Origin of the sequence: Streptomyces sp. MH60 (assembly GCF_002939385.1) — a bacterium.
In the GTDB taxonomy this organism is placed as follows: domain Bacteria; phylum Actinomycetota; class Actinomycetes; order Streptomycetales; family Streptomycetaceae; genus Streptomyces.
In genome coordinates, this window is sequence record NZ_MULI01000098.1 from 1 (window position 1) to 23,983 (window position 23,983).

The following is a 23,983-nucleotide window of genomic DNA, read 5'->3' on the forward strand; positions in this document are numbered from 1 at the left end:
GCGCCGTCGGCGCCCCCCTGCGCTGGGCCGCCCCCGCGGCGGCGCTGGTCGTGGCGTCGGCGATCGTGGTGGGCCGCGCACTGCGCCGCCGCCGCTGAGCACCGCGGGATCCGCCGCGGGACCTGCGCCGGACCCACCGCGGGCCCGCCTCCCGGTGGGGCGCCCTTGATCGCACCAGTAGGGTCGTGGCGTGAGTAACGAACCCATCACGCTGACCGCGGGCGACGCGGAGGCGACCGTGCTGCCGGGCAACGGCGGCCGGATCGGCGGACTGCGCGTCGGCGGCACGGAGCTGCTCCGCCAGGGCGAGCGCTACGGCTGCTTCCCGATGGTCCCCTGGTGCGGACGCATCCGCGACGGCCGCTTCAGCGACGGCGCCGTGGTCCACCAGATGCCCCTCAACTCCCCGCCGCACGCCATCCACGGCACCGCCCGCGACGCCGCCTGGCGCACCGCCCGCGTCACCGCCGACGAGGCCGTCATCACGTACGACCTCGTCGACCCCTGGCCGTACTCCGGACGCGTCACCCAGGTGATCGCGCTGGCCGAGGACGGACTCACGCTGTCGATGTCCGTGGAGACGTACGAGTCGTCCTTCCCGGCGCAGATCGGCTGGCACCCCTGGTTCAACCGGACCCTCGACGGCGCCGGTGCGGAGATCGCCTTCGACCCCGCCTGGCAGGAGGAGCGCGGCGACGACCACCTCCCCACCGGCAACCGCGTCGAGGCGAAGCCGGGCCCCTGGGACGACTGCTTCGGCATGCCCGACGGCGTCGACGTCACCCTGACCTGGCCGGGACGGCTGGAGCTGAAGGTGACCAGCCGGGAGCAGTGGGTCGTGGTGTACGACGAGCAGGAGACCGCCGTCTGCGTGGAGCCGCAGACCGGCCCGCCCAACGGCCTGAACACCCTCCCGCGCCTGGTCACGCCCCTGGAGCCGCTGGAGGCCACGACGACCTGGGCCTGGCGCCGCCTTTAAGCTGGCGTACATGACGGACGTACGCGGCGAGCTGCTGCAGCAGATCAAGGACAAGGCCGTGGTGCACGGCAAGGTGACCCTCTCCTCGGGCCTGGAGGCCGACTACTACGTCGACCTGCGCCGCATCACCCTGGACGGCGAGGCCGCGCCGCTGGTCGGGCAGGTGCTCCTCGACCTGACCGCCGACCTGGAGTTCGACGCGGTGGGCGGGCTGACGATGGGCGCCGACCCGGTCGCCGCGAGCATGCTGCACGCCGCCGCCGCGCGCGGCCGCAGGCTGGACGCGTTCGTCGTCCGCAAGGCCGCCAAGGCGCACGGGCTGCAGCGCCGCGTCGAGGGCCCGGACATCAGGGGCCGCCGCGTCCTGGTCGTCGAGGACACCTCCACGACCGGCGGTTCCCCGCTCACCGCCGTCGAGGCCGTGCGCGAGGCCGGCGCCGAGGTGGTCGCCGTCGCCACGATCGTGGACCGCGCGACCGGCGCCGCCGAGAAGATCCAGGACGGCGCGGGAGTGCCGTACCTGTACGCGTACGACAAGGACGAGCTGGACCTGGACTGAGACCAGGGGCCGAGACGGGGCCGGGGTCCACTCGGGTATTCCCCCCTGGTCTGGAAGGATGGGGCCGACGATGACGTCGCCCCCCAGTCCTAGGTCAGGGCCATAAGCACCAACACGCCCACCCGCACATACAAGGAGCGGACAGATGCCCATCGCAACTCCCGAGGTCTACAACGAGATGCTGGACCGGGCGAAGGCAGGAAAGTTCGCCTACCCCGCCATCAACGTGACCTCTTCCCAGACGCTGCACGCCGCCCTGCGCGGTTTCGCGGAGGCGGAGAGCGACGGCATCGTCCAGATCTCCACCGGCGGCGCCGAGTTCCTGGGCGGCCAGCACAACAAGGACATGGTGACCGGCGCCGTCGCCCTCGCCGAGTTCGCGCACATCGTCGCCGAGAAGTACGACGTCACCGTCGCCCTGCACACGGACCACTGCCCGAAGGACAAGCTCGACGGGTACGTCCGCCCGCTGCTGGCGGTCTCCGAGGAGCGCGTGAAGGCCGGCCGCAACCCGCTCTTCCAGTCGCACATGTGGGACGGCTCGGCCGAGACCCTGGCCGACAACCTCGCCATCGCCACCGAGCTGCTGGAGCGCGCCCGCGCCGCCAAGATCATCCTCGAGGTCGAGATCACCCCGACCGGCGGCGAGGAGGACGGCGTCTCCCACGAGATCAACGACTCCCTCTACACCACGGTCGACGACGCGGTCCGCACCGTCGAGGCCCTGGGCCTGGGCGAGAAGGGCCGCTACCTGCTCGCCGCGTCCTTCGGCAACGTGCACGGCGTCTACAAGCCGGGCAACGTCGTGCTCCGCCCCGAGCTGCTCAAGGAGCTGAACGAGGGCATCGCGTCGAAGTACGGCCAGCCGGCCGGCAGCAAGCCGTTCAACTTCGTCTTCCACGGCGGCTCCGGCTCCACCGCCGAGGAGATCGCGACCGCCCTGGAGAACGGCGTGGTCAAGATGAACATCGACACGGACACCCAGTACGCCTTCACGCGCCCGGTCGTCGACCACGTGTTCCGCAACTACGACGGCGTCCTGAAGGTCGACGGCGAGGTCGGCAACAAGAAGACCTACGACCCCCGCACCTGGGGCAAGCTGGCCGAGGCCGGCATGGCCGCGCGCGTCGTGGAGGCCTGCGGCCACCTGCGTTCGGCGGGCCAGAAGATCAAGTAACACCCGGTCGACGCGACCGTACGCACGAGCCCGGCGCCCCGCGCGCCGGGCTCGCTGTATACCTGGGGGCATGCCCGACGTCCGGATCGCCTCACCGCAGGGCAAGTGGATCCTGCTGACCACCGTCCTCGGCTCCAGCATGGCCCTGCTGGACTCGACCGTCGTCAACGTGGCGCTGCCCCACATCGGCCGGGACCTCGGCGCGGACCTCGCCGCCCTGCAGTGGACCGTCAACGCCTACATGGTCACGCTGGCCGGTCTGATCCTCCTCGGCGGCGCCCTCGGCGACCGGTTCGGCCGCCGCCGGATCTTCGTCCTCGGCGTGCTGTGGTTCGCCGCCGCGTCCCTGCTGTGCGGCCTCGCGCCGAACGCCGGCGTGCTGATCGCCGCCCGCGCCCTGCAAGGCGTCGGCGGGGCGCTGCTCACGCCGGGCTCCCTCGCCCTCATCCAGGCCTCCTTCCACGCCGACGACCGGGGCCGGGCAGTGGGCCTGTGGTCCGGCTTCGGGGGCGTCGGCGCGGCGGTGGGGCCGTTCCTCGGGGGCTGGCTGGTGGACGGCGCGGGCTGGCGCTGGGTGTTCCTGCTCAACGTGCCGCTGGCACTGCTGTGCGCGCCGGTCGCGCTGCGGCACGTACCGGAGTCCTCCGACCAGCGTGCCCACACGCGCTTCGACGTGCTCGGCGCGGTCCTGTGCGCGGCGGCCCTGGCGCTGCTCACCTACGCGCTGATCGAGGCCCGTACGGCGTCCTGGGCGGTGGCGCTCAGCGCGGTGGCCGGGGTGGTGGCCGCCGTGGCCTTCGTCGTCGTCGAGCGGCGCGGCAAGGACCCGATGATGCCGCCGGACGTCTTCTCCTCCCGCCAGTTCACGGCGATCAACCTGGTCACCCTGTGCGTGTACGCGGCCTTCGGCGGCTTCTTCTTCCTCGCCGCGCTCCAGCTCCAGGTCGTCGTCGGCTGGTCCGCGCTGGCCGCCGGTACGGCCCTGCTGCCGACCACCGTCCTGATGCTGCTGCTGTCCGCCCGCTCCGGCGAACTCGCCGAGCGGCTCGGCCCGCGGCTCCAGCTCACCGCCGGGCCGCTGCTCTGCGCCGCCGGGATGCTGCTGATGCTGCGGGTGGGTCCCGGCGCCTCCTACCTCGCCGACGTGCTGCCCGCCCTGCTGGTCCTCGGCCTCGGCATGGTCACGCTGGTCGCGCCGCTGACGGCGAGTGTGCTGGCCGCCGTGGACACCGCGCGCGCCGGTCTGGCCAGCGGCATCAACAACGCGGCGGCCCGTGCGGCGGGGCTTGTCGCGGTCGCCGCGCTGCCGCTGCTCACCGGCATGGGGGAGGAGGCGTACCGGTCGGCGCCGGCGTTCGACGACGCGTTCCGGCCGGCGATGCTGATCTGCGCGGGCGTCCTGGTCGCGGGCTCCGTGATCGCCTTCGCCACGGTGCGCCGCCCGACCCCGGACTGCCCCCGCCCCGAGTGCCGCACGCACGGTTCGGTCCTCGCACCACCCCTGGAGCGAGACCGCACCCCCTGACCGCCCCCGCCCCCAGGGGCGCGGAGAACCGCGCGCCCAGTCCCAGCGCACCCGCGGACGACAAGGCACCCGCAACCGATAGCGCACCCCACCGCACCGGCCGACCCCGGCGCATGCCGCAGACTTGTCCCATGGCCATTCACGAGAACCTCCTCGGGGGACCGCCCCCGACCCACCTCCCCGACGACCCCGGCCCGCGCGAGCTGCTGGCGGGCGGCACCTCCCCCGCCGACGTCGCCGCGCAGTACCCGACCTCCTCGCTCGCCTGGGCCCGGCTGGCCGACGAGGCGTTCGAGCGGGGCAGCGTCGTGGAGTCGTACGCGTACGCCCGTACGGGCTACCACCGCGGCCTCGACTCCCTGCGCCGCAGCGGCTGGAAGGGACACGGCCCGGTGCCCTGGGAGCACGAGCCGAACCGCGGCTTCCTGCGCGCCCTGCACGCCCTCGCCCGCGCCGCCCAGGCGATCGGCGAGAAGGAGGAGTACGAGCGCTGCAGCCAGTTCCTGAAGGACTCCTCGCCGGAGGCCGCCGAGGTGCTGGGCTGAACCAGGTACACCCCGGGCCCGTCCGCCGTGCGCGGGCGGGCCTTGCGGTTTCCTGCGACGATTGCGGAGGATGCCGTTGGGGACCGGGGCCCCGTGCCGGTAACGGCAGGGCGGACCGCTACCCGTGCACATCAGGAGACAGCGATGTCCCACGACGCCCCGAATCTCGACTTCGAGGGCAGCACGCCGTACGAGGACTACGTCAAGGCGGACGTGCTCACCCATCTCCAGCACACCCTCTCCGACGATCCCGGAGAGATGGTCTTCCTGGTCACGACCCAGGTCATGGAGCTGTGGTTCACCGTCATCGTCCACGAATGGGAGACCGCCGCCCGCGCCCTGCGCGAGGACCGGATCCCGGTGGCGACCGACGCGCTCAAGCGCTCGGTGCGGGAGCTGGAGGCGCTGAACGCCTCCTGGACCCCCCTGGGGCAGCTCACCCCGGCCCAGTTCAACTCCTACCGCTCCGCCCTCGGCGAGGGCTCCGGCTTCCAGTCGGCGATGTACCGCCGCCTGGAGTTCCTGCTCGGCGACAAGTCCGCGTCCATGCTCGTCCCGCACCGCGGCGCCCCGCGCGTCCACGCGGAACTGGAGAAGGCGCTGCACGAGCCGAGCCTGTACGACGAGGTGGTCCGGCTGCTCGCCCGGCGCGGGTACGACATCCCCGACGCCGTGCTCCAGCGCGACCTCACCCGGAAGTACGAGGCCGCGCCCGAGGTGGAGGCCGCCTGGACGGCCGTCTACTCCGGCGACCAGAACGGCGAGCTGGCCCGCCTCGGCGAGGCCCTCACCGACGTCGCGGAGCTGGTCTGGCGCTGGCGCAACGACCACCTGGTGGCCACCCGGCGCGCGATGGGCTCCAAGACCGGCACCGGCGGCTCCGCCGGGGTGGCCTGGCTGGAGAAGCGGGCCCGCAACAACGTGTTCCCCGAGCTGTGGACGGCGCGGTCGTATGTCTGAGCCGACGAGCCTCGCGGGCGAGGCGGAGCAGCTGGACGCCGCCGACGGACTGGCGGCGGTGCGCGAGCGGTTCGTCCTCGACGACGTCACGTACCTCGACGGCAACTCGCTGGGCGCCCTCCCCGCGCACGTCCCCGCGCGCGTGGCGGACGTCGTACGGCGCCAGTGGGGCGAGCTGCGCATCCGGTCCTGGGAGGAGAGCGGCTGGTGGACCGCGCCCGAGCGGATCGGCGACCGGATCGCCCCGCTGGTCGGCGCGGCCGCCGGGCAGGTCGTGGTCGGCGACTCGACGAGCGTCAACGTCTTCAAGGCGCTGGTCGCCGCGGTGCGCATGGCGCGGGAGGACGGTCGCGCCGCCGGGGACGGCCCGGTCCGGGACGAGATCCTGGTCGACGCCACCACCTTCCCCACGGACGGGTACATCGCCGAGTCGGCGGCCCGGATGACGGGGTGCGCCCTGCGGCCGGTCACCCCGGCCGAGGTCACCGGCGCCCTGGGCGACCGCACCGCCGCCGTGCTGCTCAACCACGTCGACTACCGCACCGGCCGGCTGCACGACCTGCCCGCGCTCACGGCCGCGGTGCACGCGGCGGGGGCGTACGCGGTCTGGGACCTGTGCCACAGCGCGGGCGCCCTGCCGGTCGGACTCGACGAACACGGTGTCGACCTGGCGGTCGGCTGCACCTACAAGTACCTCAACGGCGGCCCCGGCTCGCCCGCGTACCTCTATGTGCGCCGCGCCCTCCAGCCCCGGTTCGACTCCCCGCTGCCGGGCTGGAACTCGCACGCCGAGCCGTTCGGCATGCGGTCTGCCTACGCCCCGGCCTCCGGCGCGGTGCGCGGGCGGGTCGGTACGCCGGACATCCTCTCCCTGCTCGCCCTGGAGGCGGCGCTGGACGTGTGGGACGAGGAGGGGGTCTCGGTCTCGGCGGTGCGGGCCAAGTCGCTGGCGCTGACGGACTTCTTCCTGCGCTGCGTCGGGGCGTACGTCCCGGACGGCCGGGTGGAGTCCGTGACCCCGGCGGCGCACGCCGAGCGGGGCAGCCAGGTGGCGCTGCGCTGCGACGACGCGGCCGAGGTGATGAAACGCCTGATCGAGCGCGGGGTGGTCGGCGACTACCGCGCCCCCGACGTACTGCGCTTCGGCTTCACCCCGCTGTACGTCGGCTTCGCGGACGTCGAGCGGGCGGCGCGGGTGCTGGCCCGGACGCTGGCCGGCTGAGTCGCGGCCGGGCCGCCGGGTGGGGACCGTACGCACCTCGTCCGGTCCTCACCCAGCGTCACATCCCCGTGTCCGCGCACGTCATCGGCCTGATAACGTCCCGCCAACGGCCGATTCTCCTTCCTCCGGTCCGCCAACACCGTTCCGTCGCTGAGAGGTTGACCATGCCGGACTCCGCCGCAGAACCGGGCACCGCTGCCGCGAGGGACGCCGCGGAGGAGGAATCGGCCTTCTCCCACCCGGCGGTCGAACCCGATTCCACCGCCGGGTACGGCGACCACCCCGACCAGGTGATCGACTTCTACGTGCCGCGCGGCGGGGTGGGCCCGGGCGAGGCCGCTCCCGTCGTGGTGGTGCTGCACGGAGGCTCGTGGCGCGCCCCGTACGACCGGCGCCACATCAGCCCGTTCGCCGGTTTCCTGGCCCGCCGGGGCTTCGCGGTGGCCAGTGCGGAGTACCGGCGCGGGGCGCGGGGTTCCGCCGGTGAGGGTTCCGGTGACCCCGTCGCGGGGCGCTGGCCCGACACGTTCGACGACGTGGCCGCCGCCCTGGACGCGCTGCCGGAGCTGGTCCGGCGGCATCTGCCGCGCGCGGACGCGCGGCGCGTGGTGCTCACCGGCCACTCCGCCGGCGGCCACCTCGCCCTGTGGGCGGCCGCCCGCCACCTGCTGCCCATGGACGCCCCGTGGCGGACCGACCGTCCGGCGCCCCTGCGCGGGGTCGTCGCGCTCGCGCCGATCGCCGACTTCGCCGTCGCCGACAAGCTCGGCGTGTGCGGTGGCGCGGCCCGGCAACTCCTGGGCGGCGGCGAGCTGTTCGCCGAGCGCCGCCCGTATGCCGACCCTGCCCTGCTGCTGCCCACCGGGATCGCGACGACCCTCGTGCAGGGCCGCGCCGACGTGGACGTCCCGCAGGCGGTCGCCGAGGCGTACGCCGACGCGGCGGCGCAGGCCGGGGAGGTGGTGGGGGTGACGCTGCTGGAGGACGTCGGCCACTACCCGTTGATCGACCCGGCGGCGGACGCGTGCGCGGTGGTGGCGGAGGAGATCGCGCAGCTGGCCTGGTGAGCGGAGCGCGGGTGTCGTCGTACCCGTAGTACCTGAGAGCTACCCCGCAGGTGAGTTCCCTGGCGGGACGCGGGTTACCCGGCCCGATCCATAACTTCCCTTGCAGACACGCCCGGTGGGCGGGCGTGCTGGAGGGGAGCGGCCATGAGGCCCAGGGTGACGGTACGTTGGCGGCGGCGCGTGGGCAGATGGCGCCGCGCCGGTTGCGCCGCCCTCATCGCCGGTGCCGTGGCGCTCCCCCTCTCCGCAGCAGCGCAGCCCGGGATCCCGGCCCCGGCCCCCGCCGCGCTCGCGGCCCCGACGGCCGCCACGCTGGACGACGCGTACGCCGCCAACCGGGCCAACGCGGCGGAGGCGTCCCGGATGGCCGCCGGGCACGGCGACGACCACCGCGCGGCGGCGGACCGTGCGATGGCCGACCGGTCCCGTCACCTCCTCGCCTTCGACGGCCGGGGCACCGGACTGGCCACCGAGGTCTTCGGCGACCTGGCGCGCGCCGACCGGGTCGCCGTCCTGGTCCCCGGCTCCGACACCGGCCTCGACACCTACGGCCGGTTCCGCACCGCCGCCCTGGCCCTGCACCGGCAGCTGGTCGCCGAGGCGCCCGCGGGGGCCCGCACCGCCGTCGTGGCCTGGCTGGGCTACGAGACGCCGGGCACCGTCAGCACCACCGTCGCCACGACCGACCGCGCCGACCGGGCCGCCCCCGAGCTGCGCGACCTGGTCGACGACCTGCACCGGATCAGCGGCCCCGGTACCCGCCTCGCCCTCCTCTGCCACTCCTACGGCTCGGTGGTCTGCGCCCGCGCCGCCGACGGCCTGGACGTGTCCGACATCGCCCTGGTCGGCAGTCCCGGCACCGGAGCCGACACCGCCGCAGGTCTGCACTCCGACGCCCGGATCTGGGCGGGGCGGGGCGCCGACGACTGGGTGGAGCACGTTCCGCACGTCAGCGCCGACCTCTTCGGCACCACCGTCGGCTTCGGCACGGACCCGGTCTCCCCGGGCTTCGGCGCCCGGGTCTTCGACGCCGGCGACGGCGGCCACAGCGACTACTTCGACACCGGCTCCCGCTCCCTGACGAACCTGGCCCGGATCGCCTTGGGCGAGACCACGGAGGTGACCCATGACTGACCTGACTCCGGCACACCCGCGCGGCACCCTGCGCGCGGCCGCCGCCCGCGTCGACGCCGCCACGCCGGAGAACCGGGACCGGGCCGTGGACGCCCTGCGCGCCTTCGCCATCCTCGGGGTGGTCCTCGGGCACTGGCTGGTGACGGCGCTGGTCGCCGACGGCAGCAGCCTGCACGCGGCCAGCCCGCTCCAGGACATGCCCTGGTTCGCCCCGGTCTCCTGGGCCTTCCAGACCCTCGCCGTGTTCTTCCTGGTCGGCGGCCATGTCGCCACGCGTGGCTACGCGTCGGCCCGGGCCCGGGGCGAGTCCTACGGCCGCTGGCTGACCGCCCGGCTGTCCCGGCTCTTCCGGCCGGTCCTGGCCGTCCTCGGTCTGTGGGCGGTGACGGCGGCGCTGCTGCTCCTGACGGGCGCGGACTTCGCGACCGTCCACACGCTGGTGAAGCTGGCGCTGTCCCCGATGTGGTTCCTGCTGGTCTTCGCCGCGCTGACCGCGGCGACGCCGTTGCTGACCCGGCTGCATCCGCTGTGGCCGCTGGTCGTCGTCCTCCACATAGACCTGCTGCGCTTCGGATTCGGCGCCCCGTCCTGGCTCGGCTGGGTCAACCTCGCCGCCGGCTGGCTGGTCCCCTACACCCTGGGCGCCGCCTGGACCCGCGGTGAACTGGACCGGCGCCGCTCCGGCTGGCTCCTGCTGACCGGCGGCACGGCGGCGACCGCGGCGCTCGTCGCCTGGGCGGGTTACCCGGCGGCGATGGTCGGTGTCCCCGGCGCGTCGGTGTCGAACCTCAACCCGCCCACCCTGGCCGCCGTCACCTTCGGCCTGGCCCAGTGCGGGCTCGCCCTGCTGCTGCGCGAGCGGCTGCGCGGCGCGATGCGGCGTCCGATGGCCTGGGCAGGGGTCGCGCTGGTCAACCTCTCCGCGATGACGATCTTCCTCTGGCATCAGACGGCGCTGATGGCGACCACGGCCACCGGTCTCCTCGCGGGCCGTCTGCCCGGCCTGCACACGGCCCCCGACGGCCTGGACTGGGTCGCGGCCCGGCTCGTCTGGCTTCCGGTGTTCGCGCTGGTCCTGGCCGGCTGCTGGGCCACGTTCCGCTCCTGCGAGCAGCGCGGCCGAGGGCGGCGACGCTCCCGGGTCGTGCGGGCGCACCGCCCGCAGCGCCGGGCGACCACGGCGGGTGCACGCCATGTCTAGGGTGGAGCCCGTGAGGCGATGGGGGAAACGGCAGCGGGCCCGGTCGAGGGCCGGGGCCGGGCGCATGCTGGGCGTGCTCCACGAGGACCTGTGGACCTGGCGGGCCGATCCGCTGCCGCCGTCGGTGTGGCTGCGCTGGTTCCCGCACGGGATGGTGTGTCTGGCCGCGTTCGGCGTGCTGATCGGGGACGCCGCCCAACTCGGGGACAACGGCGGGGTCGAGCCGGGCTTCGCCTTCCTCATCGGTGTCGCGCAGGCCGGGGCGATGGTGTTCGCGCTGTGGCGGCCGGTCGCGGCGTGGTGGCTGTCGATGGCGGGCATGCTGGTCGGGGCCTTCGCCGTGCGGGCCCAGATGGTCCCGGGCGGTTACGAGTTCACGTGGCCCTGGACGGCCGCCGGGCTCATCGGGCACCTGTTCGTGATGCTGCTGCTCGCCCTGCGGGTGCGGACCCGGGTGTCCCTGGAAGCGCTGCTCCTCACCGCGCTCCCCACCTACGTCGTACAGGGCATGGTGGGCGCCCCGAACTACCTGCCGACCGGCCAGCTCGCGGTCATCCTGTTCGCGGTCGTCGTCGTCCTCGGCATCGCCCTGCGGGGCCGCCGCGAGGCGCGCACGGAACTCGCCCAGCAGACCTCGCTCACCGCCGAGGAGCGGGCCCGGCGCACGCTGCTGGAGGAGCGCGGCCGCATCGCGCGCGAGCTGCACGACGTCGTCGCCCACCACATGTCGGTGATCTCCATCCAGGCCCAGGTCGCGCCCCTCCTCGTCAAGGACCCGCCGGACGAGCTGAAGGAGAACCTCGCCGGCATCCGGCAGAACGCGCTGGAGGCACTCACCGAGCTGCGCCGGGTGCTGGGCGTGCTGCGCTCCGAGCACCCGGACGCGCTCGAGGCGCCCGAGGGAGGCGACGGCGCCGCCCCGCACGCCCCGCAGCCCACCCTCGACCGGCTCGGCGCGCTGGTGGAGAACACCCGGGCCGCCGGGCTGACCGTCACCACCGACACGAGCGGGACGCGCAGACCGCTGCCGCCCGGCGTGGAGCTGTCGGCCTACCGGATCGTGCAGGAGGCGCTCAGCAACGTGCTGCGGCACGCGCCGGGCGCGAGTGCCCAGGTCCACCTCACCCACCTTCCGATCGGGCTGCGGGTGGTGGTCTCCAACACCCGGCCGACGCGCGCGCCGGCGCCGTCGCAGGGGGCCGGGCACGGGCTGCTCGGCATGCGGGAGCGGGTGGCGATGCTCGACGGCACGCTGACGGCGCACGCGATGCCGGACGGCGGCTACCAGGTGGCGGCGTTCCTGCCGGCCGACGGCCCCGACCAGCCCCTCGACCCCTCTCCCGACCTCTCTCCCGATCCCTTCTCCGACCCCTTCCCCGGCCCATCCACCGACCCATCCATCGAGGACGACACCCCATGACGACCAGCAGCAACGGCCGCGTGATCCGCGTGCTGATCGCCGACGACCAGCAGATGGTCCGGCAGGGTTTCACCGTGCTGCTCAACACCCAGCCCGACATCGAGGTGATCGGGCAGGCGGTGGACGGCCTGGACGCGGTGGCCAAGGTCGCCGAGCTGAACCCGGAGGTCGTCCTGATGGACATCCGGATGCCCGAGCTGGGCGGTATCGAGGCCACCCGGCGCATCACCGGGGCGACCCCGGAGATCAAAGTGCTGGTGCTGACCACCTTCGACCTCGACGAGTACGTGTACGAGGCACTGCGGGCCGGTGCCTCCGGGTTCCTGCTGAAGGACGCGTCCGCCGACCAGCTCGCCGAGGCGGTCCGGGTGGTGGCCGCCGGTGACGCCCTGCTCGCGCCGGGGATCACGCGGCGGCTGATCGCGGAGTTCTCCCGGCTGGACGACCGCCCGCGCGCCCCGCTCAAGGCCCGTGTCGGCGAGCTGACCGAGCGGGAGACGGAGGTGCTCGCCCTCATCGCGCAGGGCCTGTCGAACGCGGAGATCGCCCAGCGTCTGGTGGTCGCCGAGCAGACGGTGAAGACCCATGTGGGCAGGATCCTGGTCAAGCTGGGCCTGAGGGACCGCACACAGGCGGCGGTGTTCGCGTACGAGTCGGGGCTGGTGCGCCCCGCGGGATACTGACCAGCCCGTGGCCGTCGTCATCTGCGTAGTACCTGAGACGGATGCCGCAGGACCCCTCTCACAGGTGACGACGTCGTCCCTCCGCTCCGCCTACGGTTGCCACGTGACCGAGACGACCCAGATGCGGACCGCGCCTCCCGGAGACGGAAACGGATCGCGCAGCCCCGAGTACCGGCTGGCGATGAACGCCCTGAGCGGGCTGCGCGAGGACCTGTTCCACGACGCCTTCGCCTACCGACCGCTGCCCCGCACCGACGCGGACGGCCCGTTGGTCCGCCACCTGCCGGCCAGGCTGAAGGCCCACGCGGCTCGCCTCCCGCACGCGGTGGTGGCCGTCCTGGCGCTCCTGTGCTTCTACGGCGGGACGGTGGGCGGTGTGACCGACGGCCCGCTGGCCCTGCTGAGCGGGCTGGTGTGCGCGGTCCCGGTGCTGGCCACACTGGTCCGGCCCGTCGGTGCCTTCTGGATGTCCATGGCGGCGACCCCGGTGGTCGCGCTGCTCGGCAGCAGCTGGGGGGACTGGCCGTGGCTGCCCGGCGCGTTCCTGTGCCACTCGACGGTCCTGGTGATCGTGGCGATACGCACCCGGCCCCGGACGGCCGCGTGGATGTGGGCCCTGACCGCGGCGTACGGATTCCTCAACGAGTCCTTCTGGGGTGCCGGTCACTACGGGAGCAATTCCACCCCGCTGCTGGTCCTCACCGCCTTCGCGCTGCTCCTGATATCGGTCTGGCACATCCGGCGCGACGCCCGGCAGCAGGTGACCGCCCAGCAGACGGTCACCGCGCACGAGCGGTCGCGGCGGACCCTGCTGGAGGAGCGCACCACCATCGCCCGCGAGCTGCACGACGTGGTCGCGCACCACATGTCGGTGGTGGCCATCCAGGCGGAGGCCGCGCCCTACCGGGTGGAGAATCCGCCGGAGGAGCTGGAGCGGGCCTTCGCCACCATCCGGGAGAACGCGGTGGCGGCCCTCACCGAGCTGCGCCGCGTCCTGGGAGTCGTCCGCGCCGAGGACTACGAGGCTCCGGACGCCCCGCAGCCGACGCTCGCCGACCTGGACGCCCTGCTCGCCAATGTGCGCGAGGCGGGCCTGGCCGTGGACAAGGCGGTGACCGGCGCGGTGCGCGAGCTGCCGCCCGGTGTGGAGCTGTCGGCGTACCGGATCGTGCAGGAGGCGTTGAGCAACAGCCTGCGCCACGCGCCCGGCGCGACGGCCCGCGTCGAGGTCTCCTACGTCCTGGGGGGCCTGGGCCTACGCGTGGTCAACACCGCCATCCCGCAGAACACCCTGGTCAAACCGTCGCCCGGCGCCGGACACGGCATCACCGGCATGCGCGAGCGCGTCTCGATGCTGAACGGCGAGATGACGGCGGGACCGACGGACGACGGCGGGTACGAGGTGGCGGTCTTCCTGCCGGTCACCGTGCAGACCGAAGGGGAAGCATGACGATCCGCGTACTGATCGCCGACGACCAGATGATGGTCCGCGAGGGCTTCTCGGTCCTGCTGAACGCCATGCCGGACATCGAGGTCGCCGGCGAGGCGGTCAACGGCCGGGAGGCGGTGGCGAAGGTCCGCGAGCTCGCCCCGGACGTCGTCCTGATGGACATCCGCATGCCCGAGCTGAACGGCATCGAGGCGACGCGGGAGATCGTGGCGGCGGACGGCACCTCGAAGGTGCTGGTCCTCACCACCTTCGACCTGGACGAGTACGTGTACCAGGCGCTGCGCGCGGGCGCGTCCGGCTTCCTCCTCAAGGACGCCTCGGCCCGCCAGCTCGCGGACGGCGTCCGGGTGGTGGCGGCCGGCGAGGCCCTCCTCGCCCCCTCGATCACCAAGCGCCTGATCACCGAGTTCTCCAAGCTCTCCGACACCCCGCGCCTGATGCCCTCGGCACAGGGGGCGTACGGCGACCTGACCGAACGCGAGACGGAGGTCCTGGTCCTGATCGCGCAGGGCCTGTCCAACTCGGAGATCGCCGAACGCCTGGTGGTCGCCGAGTCGACGATCAAGACGCACGTCAGCCGCATCCTGGTGAAGCTGGGCCTGCGCGACCGCACCCAGGCGGCGGTCTTCGCCTACGAGGCCCGCCTGGTGACCCCGGGCTGACCGGCACCGACCTCGCACCACACGCAGTTTTCCCTGTTGCCGAACCGGGAGAGCGGCTGCCAGCCCCACAGGTCGGAACAGGCCCTGACGAGGGCGAGCCCCCGGCCGCTCGCGTCGTCGGTCACATCCGCCAACCGGGCGGGAGCGTCGGGCGGTTCGGGATCCGGGGCGTGAGCTCTCAGCGACCGCCGTCCTGCCGTCGTCGGCGTGCGTCGCGTCGACGCTGTGTCCTGCGTGCCCGGGACCGTGCCAACCGCTCTTCGCGCAGCCGACGCCTGCGCTCGTGGTGCCTTGCTTCGCGCGCCGTGTCGGTGTTCCGGCGCGCGCACCACGGAACCAGGGCACCGGACGCCACGAGGACGAGCGCCACGATCCAGTGACCGACAGAGGTGCCCATGGCCAAGGTGACTGCCGCACCCGCACTCGCGCCGGCCGAGTAGCCCAGCGCCGGCCGCCAATCCCTGCGGTAGAAACGGGTTTTGACCGAGATCGCGAGCGGCCAAGGCGCGATCATGACCGCTGCGAAGTACTTCCCGCCACCGTCCGGGACACCGCAGCCCCCCTTCGGATGGGGCTCGCACCCCAGAGTCACCGTTCCGGCCAGCCCCCAGCCGAACCACAACGCCAGTCCCGCCGCCAAGGCGGCCCCCACCCATTTAGCACGCACGTACGGATCATAGGGAGGTCGACGGACACTGTGTCACTCACGGAGCTGCTGCGGTCTGGGCACGGCTCCGGTCGACGTCCTATCGTCCGTCCATGACGGCTGAAACCGACGCGTCCGACCTCGCGTTCGACCCCTGGAACCCGGCGTTCGTCGCCGACCCCTACCCCGCCTTCGCCGAGCTGCGGGACCGGGGGCGCGTGCTGTACTACGAGCCGAGCGACCAGTGGCTGGTCCCGCACCACGCGGACGTCTCGGCGCTGCTGCGCGACCGCCGCCTCGGCCGGACCTACCAGCACCGTTTCAGCCACGAGGACTTCGGCTGCACCCCGCCGCCGCCGGAGCAGGAGCCCTTCCACACGCTCAACGACCACGGCATGCTCGACCTGGAGCCGCCGGACCACACCCGGATCCGGCGTCTGGTGTCGAAGGCGTTCACGCCGCGCACGGTGGAGCGGCTGAAGCCGTACGTGCACGGGCTGGCGGACGACCTGGTGTCCCGGCTGGTCGCGGCGGGCGGCGGCGATCTGCTGACGGACGTGGCCGAGCCGCTGCCGGTCGCCGTGATCGCCGAGATGCTGGGCATCCCGGAGTCCGACCGGGCCCCGCTGCGCCCCTGGTCGGCGGAGATCTGCGGGATGTACGAGCTGAACCCGTCCGAGGAGACGGCGGCGAAGGCGGTCCGGGCGTCCCTCGACTTCTCGGAGTACCTGCGCACCCTCATCGCGGCCCGTCGCAAGGAGCCCGGCGACGACCTGATCTCGGGGCTGATCGCGGCGCACGACGAGGACGACGACCGCCTCACCGAGCAGGAGATGATCTCGACCTGCGTCCTGCTCCTGAACGCCGGTCACGAGGCCACGGTGAACGCCACGGCCAACGGCTGGCTGGCCCTCTTCCGCCACCCGGACCAGCTGGCGGCCCTGCGCGCCGACCACTGCCTGGTCCCGTCCGCCGTGGAGGAGCTGATGCGCTACGACACCCCGCTCCAGCTCTTCGAACGCTGGGTCCTCGACGAGATCGAGATCGACGGGACGATCCTGCCGCGCGGCGCCGAGGTGGCGCTGCTGTTCGGCTCGGCCAACCACGACCCGGCGGTCTTCACCGACCCGGAGCGCCTCGACCTCACCCGCCGGGACAACCCCCACATCTCCTTCAGCGCCGGCATCCACTACTGCATCGGCGCCCCGCTGGCCCGCATCGAACTGGCGGCGTCCATGACGTCCCTGCTGGCACGGGCCCCCGGGCTGCGCCTGGCGGCGGAACCGGAACGCCGACCGAACTTCGTGATGCGCGGGCTGACGGAGCTACGCGTGGAACTCTGAGAAGCCCGACGACTCCAACGACTCCGGGCGCCGTCGCCGCCCCAGCAGCCAGGCCCCGACCCCCCACAGCACGGCGGGTACGACGGCCCCGGCGAGGAAGACCAACGGCAGCTCGGTGAGGACGGCACCGAAGTCCTGCCCGTTGTTCTCGAACTCGTTGCCCAGGTGCCGCTGGGTCCGGGCGGTCTGCCACCACACGACCACCGCACCCACGGCCCCCACCAACGAGACCGCACAGCCACCACCCGCCACCGCATCCCGACTCATACCTGTCCCGACGCTCCCACCCGCCGGGCCGGTTTCACCTCACGTCGTCAGGTCCCGCCGTCGCAGCCCCGCCAGCCCCGCCCCGACCAGCACGGCCGCGATCAGGAGCAGCACCAGCACCGGCGACCAGCCCATCTCCCCGCCGGGCAGCTTCGGCAGGTGCCCGTAAGGGGACACGTCCAGGACGGTCTGCGGCACGTCCAGCGCCGGTCCGACCCACCCCAGCAGCAGCACCGCGCCCGCGACGGCCCACGCGGCCACGGCGGCCCGGGGCAGCAGCCCGTGCAGCAGCACCGCCGCCCCGCCGATCACCCACACCGCGGGCAACTGCACCAGACACGCGCCCAGGATCGCCCCGAAGTCCCGTCCGTAACCGGCCGCGAAACCGAGCCCGGCGAGCAGCATGATGAGCGCCGCGCCGCCGAAGGCGATCACCAGGTGGCCCGCGGCCCATCGCAGCCGGCCCACCGCGCCCGCGAGCACCGGCTCCGCCCGCCCGGACGTCTCCTCGCCGCTGAGCCGCAGCACCGACGCCACGACGTACAGCGCGGCGATCAGCCCGAGCATCCCGACCATCGCCGACACGAACGCGTCGGTGAGCCCGGCCTGTCCGCCCATCCGCTCGATGATCTGGCGGGCCTGCTCGTTGTCCCCGACCAGATCGGCCGCGCCCTCCGTCATCCCGCCGTAGACGAGACCGGCGAGGAAGAAGCCGATGCTCCAGCCGAGGACGCTGCCGCGCTGCAGGCGCCAGGCCAGCGCACCGGCCGTACGCAGGCGCCCGGCGGCCGGTCCCGGCCGGGTCGGCAGGAAGCTCATGCCGAGGTCCCGGCGTCCGGCCAGCGCGTAGGCCAGCGCCCCCTGCGCCACCGTCGCGGCCGCGATCAGCAGCAGCGCCCACCAGCGCTCACCGGCGAACGCCCGCAGGTTCTCCAGCCAGCCGAGCGGCGACACCCACGTCAGCACCGACGAGCCGTCGTCCGTCGCCGAGTCGCCCGCCGCCCGCAGCACGAAGGCCCCGCCCAGCACCGCCGCGGTCAGGCCCCGGGCCAGCCGCGCGCTCTCGGTGAGCTGGGCGACGATCGCCGCCATGGTCGCGAAGAGCATCCCGATGCACGCGACCCCGAGTCCGAGGGCCAGCGCGCCGGTCGCCCCCTGCCCGGCGAGTCCGGCGGCGATCAGCGAGGCGAGGACGGCGTTGGCGACCGCCGCCGCGAGCAGTGCCGCCGTCAGCGGGGCCCGGCGGCCGACCATTCCGGAGGCGACGACCTCCTGCCGTCCGCTCTCCTCCTCGTCCCGGGTGTGCCGTACGACGATCAGCAGGCTCATCACGGCGGCGAGCGCACCGGCGTACAGGCCGACGCGCCAGGCGGTGAGTGCGCCGAGACCGTCGTCGAAGACCGGGCCGACCAGTGCGCGCAGCGAGGAGTTGGTCTCCATCTGCCGCATCAGGTCGGCGCGTTCGGCCGCGGTGCCGTACAGGCCCTTGATGGTGCCCGGCATGGACAGCACCATGAGCGCGTTCACCGCGACCCAGACGGGGATCAGCACGCGGTCGCGGCGCAGCGCGAAGCGCAGCAGCGTGCCGGTGCCGGCCAGTTGGCGCGAGCCTGCGGACCGGGCCGCGAAGGCGGTGGTGGGGGCGTCGGCGGTGGTGGTCATCGGGCCGCCACCTCCGCGCCGGACTCCGCTTCCTCGGTGTCGTCGGCGTCCTCGGCCTGGTAGTGCCGCAGGAACAGTTCCTCCAGCGTCGGCGGCGTCGACGTCAGCGACCGCACGCCGGTCTCGCCCAGCGACCTGAGTACGGCGTCCAGCTTGTCGGTGTCGACCTGGAGCCGGACCCGGTGGCCCTGGACGTCGAGGTCGTGGACGCCCGGCAGGTGGGAGAGGCCGTTCGGGGTGCCCGCGAGTTCGGCGGTGACGCTGGTGCGGGTCAGGTGGCGCAGGTCGGCGAGCGAGCCGCTCTCGACGGTCCGCCCCTTGCGGATGATGCTGACCCGGTCGCACAGCTCCTCGACCTCGCTGAGGATGTGGGAGGAGAGCAGCACCGTCCGGCCGCGCTCGCGCTCCTCCTCGACGCACTTCTGGAAGACCTCCTCCATCAGCGGGTCGAGACCGGAGGTGGGTTCGTCGAGGATCAGCAGGTCGACGTCCGAGGCGAAGGCGGCCACCAGGGCCACCTTCTGCCGGTTGCCCTTGGAGTAGGTGCGGCCCTTCTTGGTCGGGTCGAGCTCGAACCGCTCCACCAGCTCCGCGCGCCGACGGGTGTCCAGTCCGCCGCGCAGCCGGCCGTAGAGGTCGATGACCTCGCCACCGGAGAGGTTGCGCCACAGCGTCACGTCACCGGGGACGTACGCGATCCGCCGGTGGGCCTCCACCGCGTCCGCCCACGGGTCGCGGCCCAGTACCTGGGCGGCGCCGGAGTCGGCGCGCAGCAGGCCGAGCAGGACGCGGATGGTGGTGGACTTGCCGGCTCCGTTGGGGCCGAGGAAGCCGTGGACCTCGCCGGTCTCGACCTCCAGGTCGAGCCCGTCCAGAGCGTGCGTGCGTCCGAACGACTTGTGGAGTCCGGAGACGCTGATTGCCTTCGTCATGGTTTGGAAGTTACGCTTCTTTCAGAAACTTGTGAAGTTAAGAAACCGTCAGGATGATGAGCGACGCGGCGTGAGAGATGATCGACGGATGACGAAGGAACCGGCGGAAGCGGCCGAGACGGCGACGGAGGCGGCGGGGCCGGGGCGCGACCCCGAGGCGGTGTCCAAGTTCGTGGAGGGCTTCGCGGCCCAGCTGGTCGAGGCCGGGATGCAGCGCATGCCGGCCAGGGTCTTCGCCGCGCTGCTGGCCTCCGACTCGGGTTCGCTGACCTCCGCGGAACTCGGCGAGTGCCTCCGGGTCAGCCCGGCCGGCGTCTCCGGCGCCGTGCGCTACCTCTCGCAGCAGCACATGGTCTCGCGCGAGCGCGAACCCGGCTCGCGCCGGGAGCGCTACCGGGTGCACAGCAACCAGTGGTACGAGGCGCTCACCAACCGCGAGACCATCATCAAGCGCTGGGAGAGCGCGCTGCGCGAGGGCGTCACCAGCCTCGGCGCCGACACCCCCGCGGGCCGGCGCATGGCCGAGACGCTCGCCTTCTTCGAGTTCGTCGACGAGGAGATCGCGGCGATGATGGAACGCTGGCGCGTGCACCGGGAGGAGCGGTTCGGCCGGGGGTGAACGCCTGACGGCACCCCTACCCCGCCGGCAGCGTCAGCCCCCACGCCCCCTCCCGCGCCACCCAGGTCCGGGTGCCCACCGGTCCGCACACCACCGCGTCGGCCCGGTAGCGGAAGTGCGCCCCCGACACGGTCACCGTCCGTCCGCTGGCCGTCAGCGGCGACGCCTGCGCGTCCACCGACAGGGGCCGCACCTCCACCACGGCCACCCCTCCGGCGCCCGGCATCACCGTCACCGCCGCCACGGGCTGGTCCAGGTCCACCAGCGTCACCCCGTCGACCTCCACCCGCAGCCGGGCCGGACCGGCCACTCCCGGCGCGACGGCGGTCCGGGCCGGACGCGAGGCCGCCAGCGTCCGTACGAGCGACTGGCAGGTCCGCAGCCAGGGACGCACCGGCCCCGGCTCGCCCGACCCCGCTCCGGGGCCGGTCCCCGCGTGCGTCTCCGCCCGCTGCCGCACCGGCGCCGGCACGGGAGCGGGCGGGATCACCACCGCCCCCAGCACCACCCCGTCGCTGTCGTCGACGAGCAGGTCCAGACGCCGTTCCGCGCCGTCGAGCACCGCCCGCGCCGCCGCCACCGCCCCCGTCGGCAGCCCCAGGGACCGGGCGAGGCCGAGCGCCGAGCCCACCGGCACCACGGACAGCCCGCAGCCCGCCAGCTCCCGCTGCCGGTGCAGCAGGGCCACCGCCCGCAGCAGCGCGCTGTCGTCACCGACCACCACCGGGCGCCGCGAGCCGCGCCGCCCGAGCGCCCGCGCGAACTCCTCCGGGCCGTCCGGCAGACACACCTTCGTATGCGCCGCACCCGCGCTGAGCACGTCTTTCGCGATTCTGACCGACTCCCCGTCCAGCCGTCGGGCGACCGGATCGACGACCACCAGAAGCTGATCGGACCTCGCGGAAGAGTTCGCGGAAGAGCTCATGGAAGTCGCCACCTCGGCCATGCCTCGCTTCCTCGGGTAGCATCTTTGTGCAAGAGCCCCTTGCGCTGTTGCGCCAGGGGCTTCGTCTATTCCGGGGCACCCGGTCCGACGGTTGGCGGCCAACGACGGTCGCGGTGTACGTGGCGGAAACCCGTCGCATACGCCCTCGACCATGGACATGCCCCGCCCGGAAGGGGTGTACGCGCGTGCCCGCACTTGTGCTGCTCGGTGCTCAGTGGGGTGACGAAGGCAAGGGAAAGGCGACGGACCTGCTCGGTGGTTCCGTCGACTATGTGGTGCGCTACCAGGGCGGCAACAACGCCGGCCACACGGTAGTCGTGGGCGACCAGAAGTACGCCCTGCACCTGCTCCCTTCCGGGATTCTCTCCCCCGGCTGCACGCCGGTCATCGGCAACGGCGTCGTCGTCGACCCGTCGGTCCTGTTCTCCGAGCTGAGCGGGCTGAACGAGCGCGGCGTCGACACGTCCAAGCTCCTGATCAGCGGCAACGCTCACATCATCACGCCGTACAACGTCACCGTCGACAAGGTGACGGAACGCTTCCTCGGCAAGCGCAAGATCGGCACCACCGGGCGCGGCATCGGCCCGACCTACGCCGACAAGATCAACCGCGTGGGCATCCGGGTCCAGGACCTCTACGACGAGTCGATCCTCACCCAGAAGGTCGAGGCGGCGCTCGACGTCAAGAACCAGATGCTCACCAAGCTCTACAACCGCCGCGCCATCGCCACCGGCCAGGTCGTCGAGGAGCTGCTGGGCTACGCCGACAAGCTCGCGCCGTACGTCGCCGACACCGTCCTGGTCCTCAACCAGGCCCTCGACGACGACAAGGTGGTCCTCTTCGAGGGCGGCCAGGGCACGCTCCTGGACATCGACCACGGCACGTACCCCTTCGTCACCTCGTCGAACCCGACCGCGGGCGGCGCCTGCACCGGCGCCGGCGTGGGCCCGACGAAGATCAGCCGGGTCATCGGCATCCTCAAGGCGTACACGACCCGCGTCGGCGCCGGCCCCTTCCCGACCGAGCTGTTCGACGAGGACGGCGAGGCCCTGCGCCGCATCGGCGGCGAGCGCGGCGTCACCACCGGCCGCGACCGGCGCTGCGGCTGGTTCGACGCGGTGATCGCCCGCTACGCCACCCGCGTCAACGGCCTCACCGACTTCTTCCTCACCAAGCTCGACGTCCTCACCGGCTGGGAGCAGATCCCGGTCTGCGTGGCCTACGAGATCGACGGCAAGCGCGTCGAGGAGCTGCCGTACTCGCAGTCCGACTTCCACCACGCCAAGCCGGTCTACGAGACGCTGCCCGGCTGGAGCGAGGACATCACCAAGGCGAAGTCCTTCTCCGACCTGCCGAAGAACGCCCAGGCGTACGTCAAGGCCCTGGAGGAGATGTCCGGCGCCCCGATCTCCGCGATCGGCGTCGGCCCGGGCCGGGACGAGACGATCGAGATCAACTCGTTCCTGTAGGCACCGCGCGCGCCGACGGCCGGGACCCCGCACGGGGCCCCGGCCGTCGCCGTCGACACGGCGGATACGCTGGCCGGAGCCTCACAGCCTTGCGGGGGACGGACAGCAGGCACAGCACGGACAGCACGGACAGCACGGAGCGAGCGGAACATGCGGAAGCCCACCACCCGGACGTGGATCTGGCTGGCCGTGGCGGTCGTCGCCGTGACCGGCGGTGCCTTCTACGTCGACGGCCACCGCGTCTCCGCGGCCCCGCACGCCGACGACCCCAAGTGCGACCGGGTGATCTCCCGCCTCCCGGACGACATACCCGGCGCCTCGCGCGACTGGGCCCTGGGGAACGCGGTCGCCTCCTGGGGCGGCCAGAAGGCGGTGTTCCGCTGCGGCGCCGAGGAGTTGCAGCCCAACGTCAACCTCTGCGTCACCGCCGACGGCGTCGACTGGGTCCTGGACGAGGCCCGGCTCAAGCGCGACGGTGTGAGCGTCCTGCGGACCTACGGCCGCTCACCGGCCGTGGAGTTCACGTACTCCGGTCCGCGCGAGGAGGTGGGCGGCATCCTCGCCACGCTGGACCCGGCCGTGAAGTGGCTCCCGCAGCAGCGCAAGTGCATCGGCCTCGACGACGCCGCCACCGCCCTGTAGCCCTTCGTTCGGCCCCCTTGGCCGGGCGTCGGCGTGCTCCGTGGTGTCGGATCGGGGCATGACCGACCGCTACAGCGCCGCTTCCTGCCAGGGCCCGTACGGCGGCGGGACCGGGCCCGGCGACTGCGGGGACCCGGCGCGCTTCGAGGTCGCCCGCCACCTGCGGGCGCCGCTGCTGGTGTGCCCCGTCCACCTGGGGCCGTCCCTGCTGCTGGCCGACGGGGTGCTGTGGCCGCCGGGGATCACACTGGTGCGCTGAGAGGGCCCTTGCGGGGGCCGCGTACGCCGGATGGTTGACTTGGGCCCGCCCCTGAAGGCCGGTGGACGCGGAAGGAACCGTACGGTGCCCGGACGACCCGATGACATGGCCCGGCAGTTCGAGCTGGACCGGCCCCGGCTGCGGGCGGTCGCGTACCGGATCCTCGGTTCCCTCGGCGAGGCGGACGACGCCCTTCAGGAGGCCTGGCTGCGGGCCGACCGGGCGGACACCTCCGAGGTGGGCAATCCCTCGGGCTGGCTCACCACGGTCGTGGCGCGGGTCTGCCTCAACCTGCTCCGTACCCGGGACACCCGCCGCGAGGAGCCGCTGGACGACGGGACGCGCAGGCAACCGGCCGTCATCGGCGGCGGCGCGGACCCGGCCGAGGAGGCGCAGCTCGCCGACGAGGTCGGGATCGCGCTGCTGATCGTCATGGACACCCTCGGCCCCGCCGAGCGGCTCGCGTTCGTCCTGCACGACATGTTCGACGTGCCCTTCGACGACATCGCCGCCATGCTCGACAAGACCCCCGCCGCCACCCGCCAGCTGGCCAGCCGCGCCCGCCGCCGGGTCCGGGGCGTGCCCGCGCCCGACGCCGACCCGCCGCGCCGGCG

General features: G+C 73.3%; 24 protein-coding genes. 20 read left to right on the forward strand and 4 right to left on the reverse strand.

Annotated features, from left to right (window positions below):
- The first annotated feature begins 190 nt into the window (after window positions 1–190).
- From BZZ08_RS34365 to BZZ08_RS34445, 15 genes are all read left to right on the forward strand, one after another.
- Window positions 191–979 (forward strand): aldose epimerase family protein, encoded by a 789-nt coding sequence (locus tag BZZ08_RS34365; protein WP_104636112.1) that lies wholly within the window; start codon window positions 191–193, stop codon window positions 977–979.
- A 10-nt stretch (window positions 980–989) separates the two neighbouring features.
- Window positions 990–1,538 carry an orotate phosphoribosyltransferase gene (gene pyrE / locus BZZ08_RS34370; RefSeq protein WP_104636113.1) on the forward strand — a complete coding sequence of 183 codons (549 nt, stop codon included), beginning with the start codon at window positions 990–992 and terminating at the stop codon, window positions 1,536–1,538.
- A 145-nt stretch (window positions 1,539–1,683) separates the two neighbouring features.
- The gene (gene fbaA / locus BZZ08_RS34375) at window positions 1,684–2,715 is read left to right on the forward strand and encodes a class II fructose-bisphosphate aldolase (protein WP_104636114.1); all 1,032 of its coding nucleotides are present in this window, start codon (window positions 1,684–1,686) and stop codon (window positions 2,713–2,715) included.
- Between the two features lie 70 nt (window positions 2,716–2,785).
- Entirely contained in the window at window positions 2,786–4,240 is a 1,455-nt protein-coding gene (locus BZZ08_RS34380) for an MFS transporter (protein ID WP_104636115.1), read from the forward strand.
- Between the two features lie 131 nt (window positions 4,241–4,371).
- Window positions 4,372–4,785, forward strand: coding sequence for a DUF3151 domain-containing protein (locus BZZ08_RS34385; RefSeq protein ID WP_104636116.1), 414 nt, complete (start codon window positions 4,372–4,374; stop codon window positions 4,783–4,785).
- A 144-nt stretch (window positions 4,786–4,929) separates the two neighbouring features.
- Window positions 4,930–5,745, forward strand: a complete 816-nt coding sequence (locus BZZ08_RS34390; RefSeq protein WP_104636117.1) for a tryptophan 2,3-dioxygenase — start codon at window positions 4,930–4,932, stop codon at window positions 5,743–5,745.
- Window positions 5,738–6,967 carry a kynureninase gene (kynU, locus tag BZZ08_RS34395; protein ID WP_104636118.1) on the forward strand — a complete coding sequence of 410 codons (1,230 nt, stop codon included), beginning with the start codon at window positions 5,738–5,740 and terminating at the stop codon, window positions 6,965–6,967. The genes BZZ08_RS34390 and kynU overlap by 8 nt, the downstream gene beginning before the upstream one ends.
- A gap of 164 nt (window positions 6,968–7,131) precedes the next feature.
- Window positions 7,132–8,034 carry an alpha/beta hydrolase gene (locus tag BZZ08_RS34400; RefSeq protein WP_104636119.1) on the forward strand — a complete coding sequence of 301 codons (903 nt, stop codon included), beginning with the start codon at window positions 7,132–7,134 and terminating at the stop codon, window positions 8,032–8,034.
- A gap of 144 nt (window positions 8,035–8,178) precedes the next feature.
- Entirely contained in the window at window positions 8,179–9,168 is a 990-nt protein-coding gene (locus BZZ08_RS34405; RefSeq protein ID WP_104636120.1) for an alpha/beta hydrolase, read from the forward strand.
- Complete coding sequence (locus BZZ08_RS34410; protein WP_104636121.1) at window positions 9,161–10,369, forward strand: acyltransferase family protein; 1,209 nt, start codon at window positions 9,161–9,163, stop codon at window positions 10,367–10,369. The genes BZZ08_RS34405 and BZZ08_RS34410 overlap by 8 nt, the downstream gene beginning before the upstream one ends.
- Window positions 10,362–11,789 carry a sensor histidine kinase gene (locus BZZ08_RS34415; RefSeq protein WP_104636122.1) on the forward strand — a complete coding sequence of 476 codons (1,428 nt, stop codon included), beginning with the start codon at window positions 10,362–10,364 and terminating at the stop codon, window positions 11,787–11,789. The genes BZZ08_RS34410 and BZZ08_RS34415 overlap by 8 nt, the downstream gene beginning before the upstream one ends.
- Window positions 11,786–12,472 carry a response regulator gene (locus BZZ08_RS34420; RefSeq protein ID WP_104636123.1) on the forward strand — a complete coding sequence of 229 codons (687 nt, stop codon included), beginning with the start codon at window positions 11,786–11,788 and terminating at the stop codon, window positions 12,470–12,472. The genes BZZ08_RS34415 and BZZ08_RS34420 overlap by 4 nt, the downstream gene beginning before the upstream one ends.
- 103 nt (window positions 12,473–12,575) lie before the next feature.
- Window positions 12,576–13,922 carry a sensor histidine kinase gene (locus BZZ08_RS34425; protein WP_241965639.1) on the forward strand — a complete coding sequence of 449 codons (1,347 nt, stop codon included), beginning with the start codon at window positions 12,576–12,578 and terminating at the stop codon, window positions 13,920–13,922.
- Window positions 13,919–14,584 (forward strand): response regulator, encoded by a 666-nt coding sequence (locus BZZ08_RS34430; RefSeq protein WP_104636125.1) that lies wholly within the window; start codon window positions 13,919–13,921, stop codon window positions 14,582–14,584. The genes BZZ08_RS34425 and BZZ08_RS34430 overlap by 4 nt, the downstream gene beginning before the upstream one ends.
- Window positions 14,585–15,343: 759 nt before the next feature.
- Window positions 15,344–16,573, forward strand: a complete 1,230-nt coding sequence (locus BZZ08_RS34445; RefSeq protein ID WP_104636126.1) for a cytochrome P450 — start codon at window positions 15,344–15,346, stop codon at window positions 16,571–16,573.
- Here BZZ08_RS34445 and BZZ08_RS34450 read toward each other — a convergent pair.
- The 3 genes from BZZ08_RS34450 to BZZ08_RS34460 all read right to left on the reverse strand — a co-directional run bounded on the left by BZZ08_RS34450 (window position 16,556) and on the right by BZZ08_RS34460 (window position 19,434).
- On the reverse strand, window positions 16,556–16,786 hold the full coding sequence (locus BZZ08_RS34450; RefSeq protein ID WP_241965640.1) for a hypothetical protein: 231 nt from the start codon (window positions 16,784–16,786) through the stop codon (window positions 16,556–16,558). The genes BZZ08_RS34445 and BZZ08_RS34450 overlap by 18 nt on opposite strands.
- A 93-nt stretch (window positions 16,787–16,879) precedes the next feature.
- Window positions 16,880–18,502 (reverse strand): ABC transporter permease, encoded by a 1,623-nt coding sequence (locus BZZ08_RS34455; protein ID WP_104636128.1) that lies wholly within the window; start codon window positions 18,500–18,502, stop codon window positions 16,880–16,882.
- Window positions 18,499–19,434, reverse strand: coding sequence for an ABC transporter ATP-binding protein (locus tag BZZ08_RS34460; RefSeq protein ID WP_104636129.1), 936 nt, complete (start codon window positions 19,432–19,434; stop codon window positions 18,499–18,501). The genes BZZ08_RS34455 and BZZ08_RS34460 overlap by 4 nt, the downstream gene beginning before the upstream one ends.
- Window positions 19,435–19,522: 88 nt before the next feature.
- Between BZZ08_RS34460 and BZZ08_RS34465 the strand changes: the two genes are divergently transcribed.
- On the forward strand, window positions 19,523–20,053 hold the full coding sequence (locus BZZ08_RS34465; RefSeq protein ID WP_198601866.1) for a GbsR/MarR family transcriptional regulator: 531 nt from the start codon (window positions 19,523–19,525) through the stop codon (window positions 20,051–20,053).
- Window positions 20,054–20,069: 16 nt separating this feature from the next.
- On the opposite strand, the gene BZZ08_RS34470 is transcribed toward BZZ08_RS34465, so the two are convergent.
- Window positions 20,070–20,999 carry a diacylglycerol kinase family protein gene (locus BZZ08_RS34470; protein ID WP_104636130.1) on the reverse strand — a complete coding sequence of 310 codons (930 nt, stop codon included), beginning with the start codon at window positions 20,997–20,999 and terminating at the stop codon, window positions 20,070–20,072.
- 185 nt (window positions 21,000–21,184) lie between these two features.
- Between BZZ08_RS34470 and BZZ08_RS34475 the strand changes: the two genes are divergently transcribed.
- The 4 genes from BZZ08_RS34475 to BZZ08_RS34490 all read left to right on the forward strand — a co-directional run.
- The gene (locus BZZ08_RS34475) at window positions 21,185–22,468 is read left to right on the forward strand and encodes an adenylosuccinate synthase (protein ID WP_003975310.1); all 1,284 of its coding nucleotides are present in this window, start codon (window positions 21,185–21,187) and stop codon (window positions 22,466–22,468) included.
- A 150-nt stretch (window positions 22,469–22,618) separates the two neighbouring features.
- Window positions 22,619–23,110 (forward strand): DUF3515 family protein, encoded by a 492-nt coding sequence (locus tag BZZ08_RS34480; RefSeq protein WP_104636131.1) that lies wholly within the window; start codon window positions 22,619–22,621, stop codon window positions 23,108–23,110.
- 58 nt (window positions 23,111–23,168) lie between these two features.
- The gene (locus BZZ08_RS34485; protein ID WP_104636132.1) at window positions 23,169–23,369 is read left to right on the forward strand and encodes a hypothetical protein; all 201 of its coding nucleotides are present in this window, start codon (window positions 23,169–23,171) and stop codon (window positions 23,367–23,369) included.
- 84 nt (window positions 23,370–23,453) lie between these two features.
- The coding region (locus BZZ08_RS34490; RefSeq protein WP_133169242.1) for a sigma-70 family RNA polymerase sigma factor at window positions 23,454–23,983 on the forward strand (530 nt) is incomplete at its 3' end.

Coding starts and splice junctions, on each gene's coding strand:
- pyrE (WP_104636113.1), top strand. CDS start 990: ATGACGGACGTACGCGGCGAGCTGCTGCAGCAGATCAAGGACAAGGCC.
- fbaA (WP_104636114.1), top strand. CDS start 1,684: ATGCCCATCGCAACTCCCGAGGTCTACAACGAGATGCTGGACCGGGCG.
- BZZ08_RS34380 (WP_104636115.1), top strand. CDS start 2,786: ATGCCCGACGTCCGGATCGCCTCACCGCAGGGCAAGTGGATCCTGCTG.
- BZZ08_RS34385 (WP_104636116.1), top strand. CDS start 4,372: ATGGCCATTCACGAGAACCTCCTCGGGGGACCGCCCCCGACCCACCTC.
- BZZ08_RS34390 (WP_104636117.1), top strand. CDS start 4,930: ATGTCCCACGACGCCCCGAATCTCGACTTCGAGGGCAGCACGCCGTAC.
- kynU (WP_104636118.1), top strand. CDS start 5,738: ATGTCTGAGCCGACGAGCCTCGCGGGCGAGGCGGAGCAGCTGGACGCC.
- BZZ08_RS34400 (WP_104636119.1), top strand. CDS start 7,132: ATGCCGGACTCCGCCGCAGAACCGGGCACCGCTGCCGCGAGGGACGCC.
- BZZ08_RS34405 (WP_104636120.1), top strand. CDS start 8,179: ATGAGGCCCAGGGTGACGGTACGTTGGCGGCGGCGCGTGGGCAGATGG.
- BZZ08_RS34410 (WP_104636121.1), top strand. CDS start 9,161: ATGACTGACCTGACTCCGGCACACCCGCGCGGCACCCTGCGCGCGGCC.
- BZZ08_RS34415 (WP_104636122.1), top strand. CDS start 10,362: ATGTCTAGGGTGGAGCCCGTGAGGCGATGGGGGAAACGGCAGCGGGCC.
- BZZ08_RS34420 (WP_104636123.1), top strand. CDS start 11,786: ATGACGACCAGCAGCAACGGCCGCGTGATCCGCGTGCTGATCGCCGAC.
- BZZ08_RS34430 (WP_104636125.1), top strand. CDS start 13,919: ATGACGATCCGCGTACTGATCGCCGACGACCAGATGATGGTCCGCGAG.
- BZZ08_RS34445 (WP_104636126.1), top strand. CDS start 15,344: ATGACGGCTGAAACCGACGCGTCCGACCTCGCGTTCGACCCCTGGAAC.
- BZZ08_RS34455 (WP_104636128.1), bottom strand. CDS start 18,502: ATGACCACCACCGCCGACGCCCCCACCACCGCCTTCGCGGCCCGGTCC.
- BZZ08_RS34460 (WP_104636129.1), bottom strand. CDS start 19,434: ATGACGAAGGCAATCAGCGTCTCCGGACTCCACAAGTCGTTCGGACGC.
- BZZ08_RS34465 (WP_198601866.1), top strand. CDS start 19,523: ATGACGAAGGAACCGGCGGAAGCGGCCGAGACGGCGACGGAGGCGGCG.
- BZZ08_RS34470 (WP_104636130.1), bottom strand. CDS start 20,999: ATGGCCGAGGTGGCGACTTCCATGAGCTCTTCCGCGAACTCTTCCGCG.
- BZZ08_RS34480 (WP_104636131.1), top strand. CDS start 22,619: ATGCGGAAGCCCACCACCCGGACGTGGATCTGGCTGGCCGTGGCGGTC.
- BZZ08_RS34485 (WP_104636132.1), top strand. CDS start 23,169: ATGACCGACCGCTACAGCGCCGCTTCCTGCCAGGGCCCGTACGGCGGC.